Raw genomic sequence first — 13,710 nt, forward strand, 5'->3', positions numbered from 1 at the left:
GATGTCTGTACAGGAAGTGCTGCCGCTCGGCGGCCTTGCGGCGGGGCAGTCCGGCCAGTTTCGCGCCGATCACCTCCTGGTCGCCGAGATGGTCAAGCCGGGCTCGAAGGTGCTCGATGTCGGCTGCGGCGAGGGCGATTTGTTGCAGCTGCTGGAGACGCGCGGCATCGACGGCCGCGGCATCGAGCTGTCGCGCGAGGGCGTCAACCGCTGCGTCGCCAAGGGTCTTGCGGTGGTGCAGGGCGATGCCGACACCGACCTCGTCAATTATCCCGACGACGCCTTCGACTACGTGATCCTGTCGCAGACGCTGCAGGCGACGCGGCAGCCGCGGGTGGTGCTGGAGAATTTGCTGCGCATCGGCCGAAGAGCCATCGTCTCGTTCCCGAATTTCGGCTTCTGGAAGATGCGGCTCCAGCTCCTGGTCGGCGGCCACATGCCGCGCACCGAGAACCTGCCGGCGACCTGGTACGACACCGCCAACATCCATTTCTGCACCATCAAGGACTTCGTGCAGCTCTGCGACGAGATCAACGTCAAGATGGAGCGCTCGGTTGCGCTCGATCTCTACGGCCGGCCGGTGCCGCTGAACCTGCCCTGGTGGGTGTGGAACATGTTCGGCGAGCAGGCCGTGTTTCTGCTGAGCCGGGGGGCGGGGAAATAGTTTCCCGTAGCCCGGATGGAGCGGAGCGCAATCCGGGGCTGGTCGCGCCGCCCTCGAGAATCCCGGATTACGCTTGCGCTCCATCCGAGCTACGAGACGGAGCGTTTTGCTGCGCCGTCGCCTTAATGCGCCGCCAGCGAGCGCGGATCCCGCGCCGGCCAGCGCCCCGCTTCCACCAGCGTCACGAACCGCTCGACGCTTTCATTGAACAGCGCGGGCTCTTCGAGATTGAGCACGTGGCCTGACTTCGGAAACATCGCCAGCCCCGCTGCGGGAAGGTGCTTCTTCAGGAACAGGCTCGGGCCAACGCACGGATCGTCCTCGTCGCCGCAGATGATCAGTGCCGGCGTCGTCGCCTTCCTGATCGCATCCGTCATCGTGTAGATCGAGGGACGGCCGCCCTGGAAGCCGCGCATCGTGCGCGCCGAACCCTTGGCGTCGTGACGTGCCAGCGCGGCATAGAAATCGGCGTGGCCGCGCGGATCCTTCACCAGGAAGGGAATCCGGCTCGGTGCCTCGCGCGTGACTTTGGCGACCTCGGCGGAGCCCAGCGTCTCGAACTGCTCGGCATTGGCGCGGCACTGCTGGCGCCAGGCCGCCAAATTCTCCAGCTCCGAACCCGAGCCGACGCCGGCCAGCGTCATCGACAGCGCGCGCTGCGGCGCGTTCAATCCGATTTGGAGCGACGAGTAGGCGCCCATCGATAGGCCGACGAGATGCGCGCGCTCGATTCCGAGATGATCGAGCACCGCGAGCGCATCGCCGTAGAAATGCGTGTAGCTGTAGACCTCGCCCTCGGGCACGTCAGACGGCGTGTAGCCGCGTGCCGAATAGGTGATGCAGCGGTGGCCGCGCGAGAAGTAGCGCATCTGCGGCTCCCAATTGGTGTAGTCGGCCGCGAACTCGTGCAGAAAAATGATCGGCGTTCCCTGGCCCGCCTCTTCGAAATAGATGCGGATGTCGTCCCTGGTCTTGGCGTGGGGCATTAACCGTTTCCCTCTGTTCAAGCCGTCTTTGCAGGATCGCAGTTAATGCTGTTGTCCGCAATGCGGCAGCATCGACCAGTGTCGGCACAAAATCATCGCAGCTATACGCGGGCTACCCGCGTCTTTTTCTCGCCACATCGGGCGGCTTAACGGCCGGACGGATGTCGGCTCTTGCACGGGCCGGCGGGAAGTGGGGTGTCAACGAAGGATGAAGAATGTTTGAGTTGTTTGCGTCTCGCCTGTCGCGTTGTGTTGTTGCGCTGGCGATTTTCCTTGCGGCGGTTGCCGCGTTCGTTTCTCCGGCCTCAGCGCGGCCGCATCATCGTCATAGCGCAGAGCGGCACGCTCACGTGCACCACGCCAGACATCATCATTTCCGGCATCATGCACGCAGCTCGCGCTTCGAGCGCAGCGCGGCGCAGTTGCAGGCGAGCGGATTCGGCAACACTTTTGCCAGCTATGATCCGAACACCAATAGCCCCGGCGTCGCCATGAGCGGCAATGGTGGAACGATCATCACCGGCGGCGGTCGAATGGTCACGCGCGCAAGCCGTCGAGCGGCGCTGAGCGCGAGCGGCGGCATGGCGAGTGAGGCCACGAGCAGTGGTGGCTTCGGCGGCGGCTCCCTGGTGTCGGAAGCGCGCCGTTACGTCGGCGGCAATCCGACCGGGCGCGGCAGCCTTTGGTGCGCGCGCTTCATGAACATGGTGCTGGAGAAGACCGGTCATCGCGGCACCGGCTCGGACATGGCGAACTCCTTCGCCCATTACGGCACGCGCGTCTCCGGTCCGCAGGTCGGCGCCATCGCGGTGATGTCGCGCGGTCGCCGCGGCGGCCATGTCGGCATCGTCACCGGCATCGATGCGCAGGGCAATCCGATCATGATCTCCGGCAACAACGGCAACCGCGTTCGCGAGGCGCCGGTCTCGCGCGGGAAGATCTATGCGTATGTGATGCCGAATTGAGGTGACGAGCGTAGGGTGGGTTAGCTGGCGGTCCGCGCGAAGCGCGGTCCGCTGGCGTAACCCGCCGCTTCTGTTTCTGCGGTGACAGACAGTGGTGGGTTACGCCTACGGCTAACCCACCCTACGAAGCTCACAGCAGCTTCGGCTCTTCCACCGCAACCGCATCGCCCACGCCGATCTCGCCGCCTTCGATCACCTCGGCATAGATGCCGCAGTCCATGTGGCCGAGATGGCGCGAGAGCGTCGGCGGGATCTCGAGATCGCGCTTGGCCGTCACCGGGTCCACATTGGTGGCGGGGCAGCGGACGATGCGCTTGACCACCTTCAGCCGCGCCTGTCCGATCGCAAGCGTCTGGCCGACGAGATCGAGCTCCGACCAGGCCGGCCAGCCCTTCACGTAGAGATTGGCGCGGAAGCGCAGCGGATGCACCGCGGCGCCGCCCAGCATGGTCTCGATGGCGCGGACACTGCCGAGATTGATGATGGAGACCACCTTGCGGGCGACGTCGGAGAAGCTGTGGTCGCGGCCGGACAGCAGCTTCGGCGGGCCCTTGAGTTCCGGCTGAAAGTTTTCCGCGACGTAGCGCTCGATGGCCGCCCGCCCGGCCGCGGTCTCCAGGTCCCCGCTGGCGACGACCTGACCGCCCCTGCGGATGGTCAGGACATTGCTGGCGTCGTCGAAATGGCTGTCGAGCTCGGCCAGCCGCTCATTGCGTGCCAGCATCAGGAACTGGATCTTCGGCTTCCATTCGGGCGCTTCAGGATCGAAACCGCTCGGACCGTTCTCGATGGCGTAGCGGCGGTCGGCGGGCAGGGTCTGGCCCGGTCGCAAGGGGACGCGGCGCAGCGGCTCCGGCGTCAGGCCCTTGACCGGGTAGCGGTAGAGGCCGGTGATCTCGGCGGTCTGGCTGGCTGTCATGCCGCTACTTAGAGGATTCGGCCGGCCCGCGCCAAGCAGCCGAGAAGCGCACGAAATTGTGAACGCGCCTCTTTCGTTCCGCCGGACCGCTTCCCACATCTGCCTCAGGTCGGCGCCAAGTCGGCAAAAGACCACCGTTCCCGCTTGAGAATCCTCAATGCGGTCAGCCGTAACCCAATGAAGATGCCGTATTGGGGTGCCTGAGAGGGCCCCAAGGGCAGGCCGAGGGACAGAACAGATGAATATCGAGAAATATACCGAACGCTCCAGGGGCTTCATCCAGTCCGCGCAGTCGCTTGCGATGCGCGAGGGGCATCAGCAGTTTTCGACCCTGCACATGCTGAAGGTCCTGCTGGACGACAATGAGGGGCTGGCTTCCGGCCTGATCGACCGCGCCGGCGGCAATTCCCGTGCAATCCTGAAGGCGACCGAGGACGCCCTCGGCAAGGTGCCGAAGGTCTCCGGCGGCGGCGCCGGCCAGATTTACCTCGCACCCGAACTCGCCCGCACCTTCGACGCCGCGGAGAAGGCCGGCGAGAAGGCCGGCGACAGCTTCGTCACCGTCGAGCGGCTGCTGCTCGGCCTCACGCTGGAGAAGTCCAGCGAAGCCGGCACGATCCTGAACAAGGGCGGCGTCACCCCGCAGAACCTCAACGCGGCGATCGAGGCGCTGCGCAAGGGCCGCACCGCGGACTCCGCGACTGCCGAGAACGCCTATGATGCGCTCAAGAAATATGCCCGCGACCTGACCCAGGCGGCGCGCGACGGCAAGCTCGATCCGGTCATCGGCCGCGACGAGGAGATCCGCCGCACCATCCAGGTGCTGTCGCGACGGACCAAGAACAATCCCGTCCTGATCGGTGAGCCCGGCGTCGGCAAGACCGCCATCGCCGAAGGCCTCGCGCTGCGCATCGTCAACGGCGACGTGCCCGAGAGCCTGAAGGACAAGAAGCTGCTGTCGCTCGACTTGGGCGCGCTGATCGCCGGTGCGAAATATCGCGGCGAGTTCGAGGAGCGGCTGAAGGCCGTGCTCCAGGAGGTGACCGGGAGCGAGGGCACCTTCATCCTGTTCATCGACGAGATGCACACGCTGATCGGCGCCGGCAAGGGTGACGGCGCGATGGACGCCTCCAACCTGCTCAAGCCGGCGCTTGCGCGCGGCGAGCTGCACTGCATCGGCGCGACCACGCTCGACGAGTATCAGAAGCACGTCGAGAAGGACGCGGCGCTGGCGCGGCGCTTCCAGCCGATCTTCGTCAGCGAGCCCTCGGTCGAGGACACGATCTCGATCCTTCGCGGGTTGAAGGACAAGTACGAGCAGCACCACGGCGTGCGGATCACCGATTCCGCGCTGGTGGCGGCGACGACCCTGTCCAACCGCTACATCACCGATCGCTTCCTGCCCGACAAGGCGATCGACCTCATGGACGAGGCCGCGGCCCGGCTGAAGATGCAGGTCGATTCCAAGCCGGAAGAGCTGGATTCGCTCGACCGCGAGATCATCCGGCTCAAGATCGAGCAGGAAGCGCTGAAGAAGGAAACCGATCCCGGCTCCAAGTCGAGGCTCCAGACGCTGGAGAAGGACCTGGCCGAGCTCGAGGAGAAATCGGCTGCGCTGACGTCGCGCTGGAGCGCGGAGAAGAACAAGCTCTCCGACGCCCAGAAGCTGAAGGCCGAGCTCGACGGTCTGCGCGTCGAACTCGCCAACGCGCAGCGGCGCGGCGAATTCCAGAAGGCGGGCGAGCTGGCCTATGGCAGCATTCCGCAACTGGAGAAGCAGCTTGCCGATATCGAGGCCAAGGAGAATTCCGGCGAGATGGTGGAGGAGGCGGTCACCGCCAACCACATCGCGCAGGTGGTCTCGCGCTGGACCGGCGTGCCCGTCGACAAGATGCTGGAAGGCGAGAAGGAGAAGCTCCTCAAGATGGAGGAGCAATTGGGGCAACGCGTCGTCGGCCAGGCCGAGGCCGTGCGTGCGGTCGCAACCGCCGTCCGCCGCTCGCGCGCAGGCTTGCAGGACCCGAACCGCCCCACCGGCTCGTTCATGTTCTTAGGCCCGACCGGCGTCGGCAAGACCGAGCTGACGAAAGCCTTGGCGGAATACCTGTTCAACGACGAAACCGCGATGGTCCGCCTCGACATGTCCGAGTACATGGAGAAGCACTCGGTCTCGCGATTGATCGGCGCGCCTCCGGGCTATGTCGGCTATGACGAGGGCGGCGCGCTCACCGAAGCGGTGCGGCGCCGGCCCTACCAGGTGGTGCTGTTCGACGAGATCGAGAAGGCGCATCCCGATGTCTTCAACGTCCTGTTGCAGGTGCTCGACGACGGCCGCCTGACCGACGGCCAGGGCCGTACCGTCGACTTCCGCAACACGCTGATCATCATGACCTCGAACCTCGGTTCGGAATTCCTGGTGAACCAGCCGGAGGGCGAGGATACCTCGGCCGTGCGCGATCAGGTGATGGGAATGGTGCGCGGACATTTCCGCCCCGAATTCCTCAACCGCGTCGACGAGATCATCCTGTTCCACCGCCTGCAGCGCAGCGAGATGGGCCGGATCGTCGAGATCCAGTTCGCACGGTTGCAGAAGCTGCTGACCGATCGCAAGATCACGCTGACGCTCGACGCGGCCGGCCGCGACTGGCTCGCCGCCAAGGGCTGGGATCCCGCCTACGGCGCACGTCCGCTGAAGCGCGTGATCCAGCGCCACCTGCAGGACCCGCTCGCCGAGATGATCCTGGCCGGCGACGTCAGGGACGGCGACAGTGTCGCGATCTCGTCCGAAGGCAACGTGCTGACCTTCAACGGCAAGGCGCCGCAGACCGCGGAGATTACGCAGTTCGAGGCGCCGGTGGCGAAGCGCAAGCTGAACTGAGGGTTGGCGTTCGAAAGCAACCAGATGCCCCGGAGAGGTCGACCTCTCCGGCGCGTTTGTCGTGTCAGACCGCCCGCCGGTTAACCGAGTGCTGACGCGGAGCCGGGATCGACAGGGCCCTGCTCCTCGTCGTCTTCATCGAGATCAGAGAGAATATCGACGAGCTCGCGAACGCGGCCCTGCGCCAGCGGCCGCAGATCGTTGATCATCGGCTCGTCGTTGGCGAGCCAGGCCCTGGCTTCTGCGAACTCCTCGGCGGTTGCGCCGGTTCCGATAATCCGGGCAATGGTGACATCGTCTGCGCCGTCTACCGCCTTGGCGACATCGTCGCGTGAGAGGTGCGTCATGGGCAGCCCTCCTGCTGTCGGCTTCGTCAGCGTCCAACCGAGAACCGGCCCACCGGTTCCCGGCCAACGCGTGCAACCCAAGCCTACTTCTTGGCGGCCTTGTAGATGGCGTTATCGACGTCCGAGCTGAAGTAGATGACGCCCGACGCCCCGACCGCCACGCCCGTCGGAATATTGCTCGGCAACCCGCCGGGCGTACCCGGGAGGCCGATCGGGAGGTTGGCTGCGATCTCCGTCACCGTGCCGCTGTCCGGCGCGATCGCGATCAGCCGCTTGGCGCCGACTTCCGCCACGATCAATTGGCCATCGGGACTGCGCGCGATGCCTTCCGGCATTTTCAGCTCCTTGGCGAGCACCGTCTTCCCGCCCTTGCTGTCGATCCGGGACACCGTGCCGGCAAAGGCCTCGGTGACGTAGACCTCGTCGGTCTTGCCGCGGACGAGCCCGACCGGGCCTTCGAGGTCGCCGATCAGCGTGGTGCGATCCTTGCCGTGCTCGCCGCTCACCTTGACCAGCGACTTGGTGCCGAGCTCGGCGACCAGGATGCTGCCGTCCGCAAGCATGATTGCGTCGTGCGGCGCCTTGAAGCCGTGCAGCATGTCGCGCGTGGTGCCGGTCTTGGCGTCGATCACCTGCACCGTGCCGGTGAACCAGCTCGACAGCACCACATCGTTGCCCTGCGCCGTCGCGCTCATCGGATATTCGAGCGTGGTGCCGGCGCCGTGCATGCGCGCCTTCTCGGTGACCTCGCCGGTCGCCCCATTCACCGTGCGGTAGGCGAACACGTCGGCGACGTGGATCGTATCCTTGCCGTTCTCGCTAGTGACGCCGATGCCGCCGGGCAAAGCCAGCTTGCCGATGATGATCTGCCTGGCCTGGCCGGTCGCGGGATCGACCTCCTGGATTCCATTGTCGGCCATGTTGGAGACATAGATGCGGTCCTTGGCGTCGATGGCGAGATTGTCCAGCGAGGGCTTCAATTGCGCGACAATGGTCTTGCTGCCCGATTTGGGATCGACCCGGACGAGCTGGCCGAGCGCGGTGTCGATCACGAACAGATTGCCCTTGGAATCGAAGTTCACCGCGGCCGGAATCTTGAAGCCCTCGGCGACGACGGTCAGCTCGGCCTTGTCGACGTCGACCTTGGCGACCTGGCCCTTGAACCAGAGCGGACCGTAGAGCTTGTCGTCGGGACCGAACTCGAAGCCGTTTAGGCCGCCCATCTTCTCCATGATCTGGCGCGGCGGCTTCACACCCTCGACGTCGATCTCGTACAGCGTATCGCCGAGGAAGACGGTGGTGGCGTAGAGCCGGCCGTCCTTGCGAAAGGCGAGCGAGTTGATGCCGGGAAGGCCGCTCGCGAGCTTCTTGATCGGGCCGTCGCCCTTGCGGGAATAGAGATCGCCGGTCAAGAATCCGGTCCAGGCCATGGTGCCGTCAGGCGCGAACGCGATGTCGTCGGCCATGCCGACAGGGGAGGGGATTGCAACCTTGGCGCTACCGCCTGATATGTCGACCTCGTAGAGCGCCGCGCCGGCGACGCTGCCGGCGAACAGGTGGCCGGCCTTGTCGACGCCGAGCCCATGGACGCCATGGAATGCCGAGCCAGGAACGAGCTTCGTGACCTCCCAGCTCTCCGCCGACGCGTCTGTGGTGGCGAAAAGCGCGGCGATCAGGGCTGCGCAGGCGAGCCTGTTGTTCATGGCGAGACCTCCCGTTTTTTGGAAAGTATTCGCCGCTCACGCTGCTTTGGCAAACGAAACTTGGCGTTGTGACGCCGCCACGCGGCGTTGCCCTGCAGCGACTGTGTTTGAAACTCTGTTTGAAAATGTTCGGCCGATAACGGCCGTTGCCTGCTTACCGGTTGGTGACTTACCGGTTCGTGACCTGCAGCGGGCCGCCGGTGGCGTCCGACATGCGCGCGATGGCGCCGCCGCGGCCGCTCATCATGCCCTCGAGCCGGTCGCGCTCCTTCTCGAAGCTTGCGAGCATCGGGCCCTCGAGCGAACGGCCGCGCGGCAGCTTCACGCGCATCGGGTCGACGAAGCGGCCGTTGACCAGGATCTCGTAATGGACATGCGGGCCGGTCGACTGGCCGGTCGAGCCGACGAAGCCGATCACCTGGCCCTGGCGCACCTTCTTGCCCGCCTCCATGCCCTTGGCGAAGGCCGACATGTGACCGTAGGCGGTCTCGTAGCCGTTGGAATGCTTGATGCGGATGTACTTGCCGTAGCCGCCCTCGGGGCCAGCCTTCTCGATCACGCCGTTGCCGGAGGCGAAGATCGGCGTGCCGTAGGCAGTGGCCCAGTCGACGCCGGTGTGCATCTTCACATAGCCGAGGATCGGGTGGCGGCGGCCGCCGAAGCCGGAGCGCATGATGGCGTTGTTGATCGGCTTCCTGACCAGGAACTTCTTCGCGCTCTTGCCGGTCTCGTCGTAATAGTCGACGACGCCGTCGTCGGGGCTCTGGTAGCGATAGTATTTCTTGGTCTCGCCGCCGACGGTGAGGGAGGCGAACAGCACGTCGTTCTTTTCGCTCGAGGTCACGCCCTCGTCTTCGCCGGCGTAGAACACGTCGAAGGAATCGCCCGGCTGCACCTTGCGCTGGAAGTCGACGTCGTAGGAGTAGATCTTGATCATGTCCTCGATGACCGGCATCGGCACCTTGTTGCGCATCGCGGTCTCGTAGATGCTCTGGTACAGCCGCACGCCGGAGCCGTCATCCTCGTCATCGTCGTCGTTGCTGGCGCTCGCCGCGGCGTCGGCGGCGGTGTTCATGCTTGAGACGTCGACCGCGACGTATCTGCCGAGATCGGACAGCGCCGCGATCGCCTCGACCTTGGTCTCGTTGGCGACGACGACGCGGTAGGGCTGGAGGCGGGCGCCGGGACTTGAGGGCGCCATCAGGATGCGGAGCTTCTCGCCCTCCTTGAGGCCGCCGTCGCGGCCGCGGGGCCCGAGCGTCGCGGTGATCGCCTTGATCTCCTCGGGCGTGGCGCCGAGATCGCGCAGCACGCCGGCGACGCTGTCGCCCTTCTTGACCAGATGGATGCGTTCGCCGTTGGGATTGCCGCCGGTGATCTGCTCCTTGGTCTTGGGCAGCAGCGTGACGTTTTCCGGCACCACGCGCGTCTCGAAGCCGGCATAGGGATCGGACGGCGAGGCTTCGGCGGCGTAGGCGGTCCTGATATCGGAGGGTCCGGTCGCGCCGGAGATGTCGGCGGCGGCATTGGCGAGCGAGGCGTAGCGCACCCCGCCATTGCCACGCCAATTGGCGGCGTCGCGGACCCGCATCAGGATGTCGTCGAGCGCCACCACCGCGGAAATCTTCGCCTTCGGCAGCACCGGCGACAGGTCCTTGGTGACGAAGGAGACCTCCGCGTCGGGCTCGACCGCTTCCGGATTGTTCGGGTCTTCCGCTGCCGCCTTCGGATCGGAGCCGACATCGGTGAGCAGGCGCTGGGCGTTGAACGGCGGAATCTTCGCCGACAGATCGCTCGTCGTCATCGACAAATTGCCGGCGATGCGAACGAACGGACGCACCCGCATCACGTCGCGGTTGCCGACGCGGGCGACCGTGGAGACGCGCACGATGTTGCGGGACGCCGTGGATTCGCTCGGCGGCGGCAGGCGGTCGCTCTTGTGCAGCGTGGCGGCGCGGTCGGCGGCACCGAAGGCGCCGCGCAGCGCGCCCTCGACCCGCTCCGGCACCTTGGCGAAGGTCATCTCGCCGTCGAGAGATGCGAAAACGGCGCCGCCGATCAGGGCTGCGCCGCAGAGTCCGGTCAGGATCGTGCCGCTGAACCATTGCACCGAGACGCGGCGGCGGTCGATCACGGCGGCTTCAGAACCGTCGACCGACAGCGGCGGCTCGTGGCCGAGATCGATGATCCCGGTCTCACGCCCGTAAGCGCCGCGTGACGTCCTGTGGTTCACTCAAGTCCCCCAATCAACGACCCAAGAAGCCTGGTCCCGAACCTCGTCCTCGTCGCCCTCTTGAAGGGGCATCGCCGGAAAAGGCAAGCCGCACAGGCGCCCGCGCTCAGAAGGCCCCCGACGGGGACCGGCCGAAATTACGAACAGCTGGACGGAAAAAGCTCTCTCGATGTCTCTCGAATGTCCGGGGAAGGCCGCGTCATCTGCAAGATCGCCTTCCTCTGACCCCATGAAAACCGCCGGCAGCCCCCACTGGCATCCCCGCGATTCAAGCTTGTCTACTATCAGAACGCCGCGGGATTGTGGCTCAAGTACGGCGCCTGTCATGGAAAAAGTTTCCTGAATGGGCGGTCGCCGGCGCCCGCGCCGAGGGGGCGCGGCAAGCCGCCCCCGGAGCCCTTCCGGGGCCCCGTGGAGGCCAAACTTTTTTTCAGTTTTTTCGCCGGACCGCGCCGGTCGGGCTCTTCGCGGCCCGTCTAACTGGCTGGAAACGTGTAATTATTTTCCCCGATCCACTGTGCGACTATTTGTTGACGATTGGCGTTGACAGCCCGGAAGGTGGGGCCTATAACCCCAACCACTGAGCGCGGCGCCGCCGGGTCACTGACCAAGGCGAGCGAACGCGCCACTGATGCTCCTCACCTTGTTGAGTGACACAACAGCCGACACAAGTCGGTTGGAGTTCATCCATCGTCGGTAAGGGTGTCGGAACCCTTTCCACCTAGGGAAGGTTGGGGCCTCCTGGTCCCGGGCTGTTTGACAAGTGAAGATGAAGAAAGAGAAACGTGGACGGCGGAGTCCTTGCGGGTCTCGCTTCTGGAAAGCTTCGGCTTTTCTGATCGAGACCGGACGAAAGACTTCGGCGGTACACGTTTCAAAGGTTACACCATCGTTGCCAGCGATGTGAATCGCAGGCAGCTCGTCGATTTCGGTCGATGAAAAATGGTGGGACCTCGTCAAACGTTGTGATCAGCCGGTTCAAAGTTCAAGTCCAACTTGAGAGTTTGATCCTGGCTCAGAGCGAACGCTGGCGGCAGGCTTAACACATGCAAGTCGAGCGGGCGTAGCAATACGTCAGCGGCAGACGGGTGAGTAACGCGTGGGAACGTACCTTTTGGTTCGGAACAACACAGGGAAACTTGTGCTAATACCGGATAAGCCCTTACGGGGAAAGATTTATCGCCGAAAGATCGGCCCGCGTCTGATTAGCTAGTTGGTAGGGTAATGGCCTACCAAGGCGACGATCAGTAGCTGGTCTGAGAGGATGATCAGCCACATTGGGACTGAGACACGGCCCAAACTCCTACGGGAGGCAGCAGTGGGGAATATTGGACAATGGGGGCAACCCTGATCCAGCCATGCCGCGTGAGTGATGAAGGCCCTAGGGTTGTAAAGCTCTTTTGTGCGGGAAGATAATGACGGTACCGCAAGAATAAGCCCCGGCTAACTTCGTGCCAGCAGCCGCGGTAATACGAAGGGGGCTAGCGTTGCTCGGAATCACTGGGCGTAAAGGGTGCGTAGGCGGGTCTTTAAGTCAGGGGTGAAATCCTGGAGCTCAACTCCAGAACTGCCTTTGATACTGAAGATCTTGAGTTCGGGAGAGGTGAGTGGAACTGCGAGTGTAGAGGTGAAATTCGTAGATATTCGCAAGAACACCAGTGGCGAAGGCGGCTCACTGGCCCGATACTGACGCTGAGGCACGAAAGCGTGGGGAGCAAACAGGATTAGATACCCTGGTAGTCCACGCCGTAAACGATGAATGCCAGCCGTTAGTGGGTTTACTCACTAGTGGCGCAGCTAACGCTTTAAGCATTCCGCCTGGGGAGTACGGTCGCAAGATTAAAACTCAAAGGAATTGACGGGGGCCCGCACAAGCGGTGGAGCATGTGGTTTAATTCGACGCAACGCGCAGAACCTTACCAGCCCTTGACATGTCCAGGACCGGTCGCAGAGATGTGACCCTCTCTTCGGAGCCTGGAGCACAGGTGCTGCATGGCTGTCGTCAGCTCGTGTCGTGAGATGTTGGGTTAAGTCCCGCAACGAGCGCAACCCCCGTCCTTAGTTGCTACCATTTAGTTGAGCACTCTAAGGAGACTGCCGGTGATAAGCCGCGAGGAAGGTGGGGATGACGTCAAGTCCTCATGGCCCTTACGGGCTGGGCTACACACGTGCTACAATGGCGGTGACAATGGGATGCTAAGGGGCGACCCTTCGCAAATCTCAAAAAGCCGTCTCAGTTCGGATTGGGCTCTGCAACTCGAGCCCATGAAGTTGGAATCGCTAGTAATCGTGGATCAGCACGCCACGGTGAATACGTTCCCGGGCCTTGTACACACCGCCCGTCACACCATGGGAGTTGGTTTTACCTGAAGACGGTGCGCTAACCCGCAAGGGAGGCAGCCGGCCACGGTAGGGTCAGCGACTGGGGTGAAGTCGTAACAAGGTAGCCGTAGGGGAACCTGCGGCTGGATCACCTCCTTTCTAAGGATGGTTCTTCAGAAGCTTGCTTCTATCGAACCGTTTTAGAAACATCAGTGGCCAACAGATCGCCAGATCGTTGAGCTGCATTGGCGGGATTTCGCCGTCTACGTTTCTCTTTCTTCGCGGACGAACACGCGCTGGGGCTGCAGGCTTGCAGAATCCCTGGTCCTTAACAGGATAAGCGTTAGGGGCTTGTAGCTCAGTTGGTTAGAGCGCGCGCTTGATAAGCGTGAGGTCGGAAGTTCAAGTCTTCCCAGGCCCACCACTTTCATCGAGTGAGCATTCGTCTTCTGGTTACGGGGCCATAGCTCAGCTGGGAGAGCGCGTGCTTTGCAAGCATGAGGTCGTCGGTTCGATCCCGTCTGGCTCCACCAGATGGTTTGATCACCGGGATCTTGTACCGTCGTCCGCGAAACATCACTTCGCATCCTGCTAGTCTGGATAGACAGCAAGATGCGTGATTTCTGACATCGTAAAGAGGAGATCGATCCGAGTTGGATCGTGCGGCAAGCAATTGCCACGCGAGACTTCATT

The 13,710-nt window shown here is 63.7% G+C and carries 8 protein-coding genes, 2 tRNA genes and 1 rRNA gene; 6 read left to right on the forward strand and 5 right to left on the reverse strand.

Translation table 11 applies throughout. The features are described from left to right. Position 1 precedes the first annotated feature (1 nt). Positions 2-664 carry a methionine biosynthesis protein MetW gene (metW, locus tag DCM79_RS21885; protein WP_257176295.1) on the forward strand — a complete coding sequence of 221 codons (663 nt, stop codon included), beginning with the start codon at positions 2-4 and terminating at the stop codon, positions 662-664. Positions 665-786: 122 nt separating this feature from the next. On the opposite strand, the gene DCM79_RS21890 is transcribed toward metW, so the two are convergent. Then, positions 787-1,650 (reverse strand): alpha/beta fold hydrolase, encoded by an 864-nt coding sequence (locus DCM79_RS21890; protein WP_257176296.1) that lies wholly within the window; start codon positions 1,648-1,650, stop codon positions 787-789. 215 nt (positions 1,651-1,865) lie between these two features. Between DCM79_RS21890 and DCM79_RS21895 the strand changes: the two genes are divergently transcribed. After that, entirely contained in the window at positions 1,866-2,615 is a 750-nt protein-coding gene (locus DCM79_RS21895) for a TIGR02594 family protein (protein ID WP_257176297.1), read from the forward strand. Between the two features lie 130 nt (positions 2,616-2,745). Here DCM79_RS21895 and DCM79_RS21900 read toward each other — a convergent pair whose 3' ends face one another. After that, positions 2,746-3,534, reverse strand: a complete 789-nt coding sequence (locus tag DCM79_RS21900) for an MOSC domain-containing protein (RefSeq protein WP_257176298.1) — start codon at positions 3,532-3,534, stop codon at positions 2,746-2,748. A 238-nt stretch (positions 3,535-3,772) separates the two neighbouring features. Here DCM79_RS21900 and clpB point away from each other — a divergent pair, with 238 nt between their 5' ends. After that, complete coding sequence (clpB, locus tag DCM79_RS21905; protein WP_257176299.1) at positions 3,773-6,412, forward strand: ATP-dependent chaperone ClpB; 2,640 nt, start codon at positions 3,773-3,775, stop codon at positions 6,410-6,412. A gap of 80 nt (positions 6,413-6,492) precedes the next feature. Here clpB and DCM79_RS21910 read toward each other — a convergent pair whose 3' ends face one another. The 3 genes from DCM79_RS21910 to DCM79_RS21920 all read right to left on the reverse strand — a co-directional run bounded on the left by DCM79_RS21910 (position 6,493) and on the right by DCM79_RS21920 (position 10,695). Then, the gene (locus tag DCM79_RS21910; RefSeq protein ID WP_028134156.1) at positions 6,493-6,759 is read right to left on the reverse strand and encodes a hypothetical protein; all 267 of its coding nucleotides are present in this window, start codon (positions 6,757-6,759) and stop codon (positions 6,493-6,495) included. An 83-nt stretch (positions 6,760-6,842) separates the two neighbouring features. After that, entirely contained in the window at positions 6,843-8,462 is a 1,620-nt protein-coding gene (locus tag DCM79_RS21915) for an SMP-30/gluconolactonase/LRE family protein (RefSeq protein WP_257176300.1), read from the reverse strand. A 169-nt stretch (positions 8,463-8,631) separates the two neighbouring features. Then, positions 8,632-10,695, reverse strand: coding sequence for a M23 family metallopeptidase (locus DCM79_RS21920; RefSeq protein ID WP_257176301.1), 2,064 nt, complete (start codon positions 10,693-10,695; stop codon positions 8,632-8,634). Positions 10,696-11,687: 992 nt separating this feature from the next. Between DCM79_RS21920 and DCM79_RS21925 the strand changes: the two genes are divergently transcribed. The 3 genes from DCM79_RS21925 (at position 11,688) to DCM79_RS21935 (ending at position 13,550) form a co-directional block, all read left to right on the forward strand. Then, positions 11,688-13,176, forward strand: a 16S ribosomal RNA gene (locus tag DCM79_RS21925). Between the two features lie 188 nt (positions 13,177-13,364). Further along, positions 13,365-13,441 (forward strand) — tRNA-Ile (locus DCM79_RS21930). A 33-nt stretch (positions 13,442-13,474) separates the two neighbouring features. Beyond that, positions 13,475-13,550, forward strand: a tRNA-Ala gene (locus tag DCM79_RS21935). Positions 13,551-13,710 lie beyond the last annotated feature (160 nt).

Source organism: Bradyrhizobium sp. WBOS07 (assembly GCF_024585165.1).
GTDB lineage: Bacteria > Pseudomonadota > Alphaproteobacteria > Rhizobiales > Xanthobacteraceae > Bradyrhizobium > Bradyrhizobium japonicum_B.

Bases quoted from the DNA above. Each gene is read 5' to 3' on its own strand.
- clpB (WP_257176299.1), top strand. From the start codon at position 3,773: ATGAATATCGAGAAATATACCGAACGCTCCAGGGGCTTCATCCAGTCC.
- DCM79_RS21910 (WP_028134156.1), bottom strand. From the start codon at position 6,759: ATGACGCACCTCTCACGCGACGATGTCGCCAAGGCGGTAGACGGCGCA.
- DCM79_RS21900 (WP_257176298.1), bottom strand. From the start codon at position 3,534: ATGACAGCCAGCCAGACCGCCGAGATCACCGGCCTCTACCGCTACCCG.
- DCM79_RS21915 (WP_257176300.1), bottom strand. From the start codon at position 8,462: ATGAACAACAGGCTCGCCTGCGCAGCCCTGATCGCCGCGCTTTTCGCC.
- metW (WP_257176295.1), top strand. From the start codon at position 2: ATGTCTGTACAGGAAGTGCTGCCGCTCGGCGGCCTTGCGGCGGGGCAG.
- DCM79_RS21890 (WP_257176296.1), bottom strand. From the start codon at position 1,650: ATGCCCCACGCCAAGACCAGGGACGACATCCGCATCTATTTCGAAGAG.
- DCM79_RS21895 (WP_257176297.1), top strand. From the start codon at position 1,866: ATGTTTGAGTTGTTTGCGTCTCGCCTGTCGCGTTGTGTTGTTGCGCTG.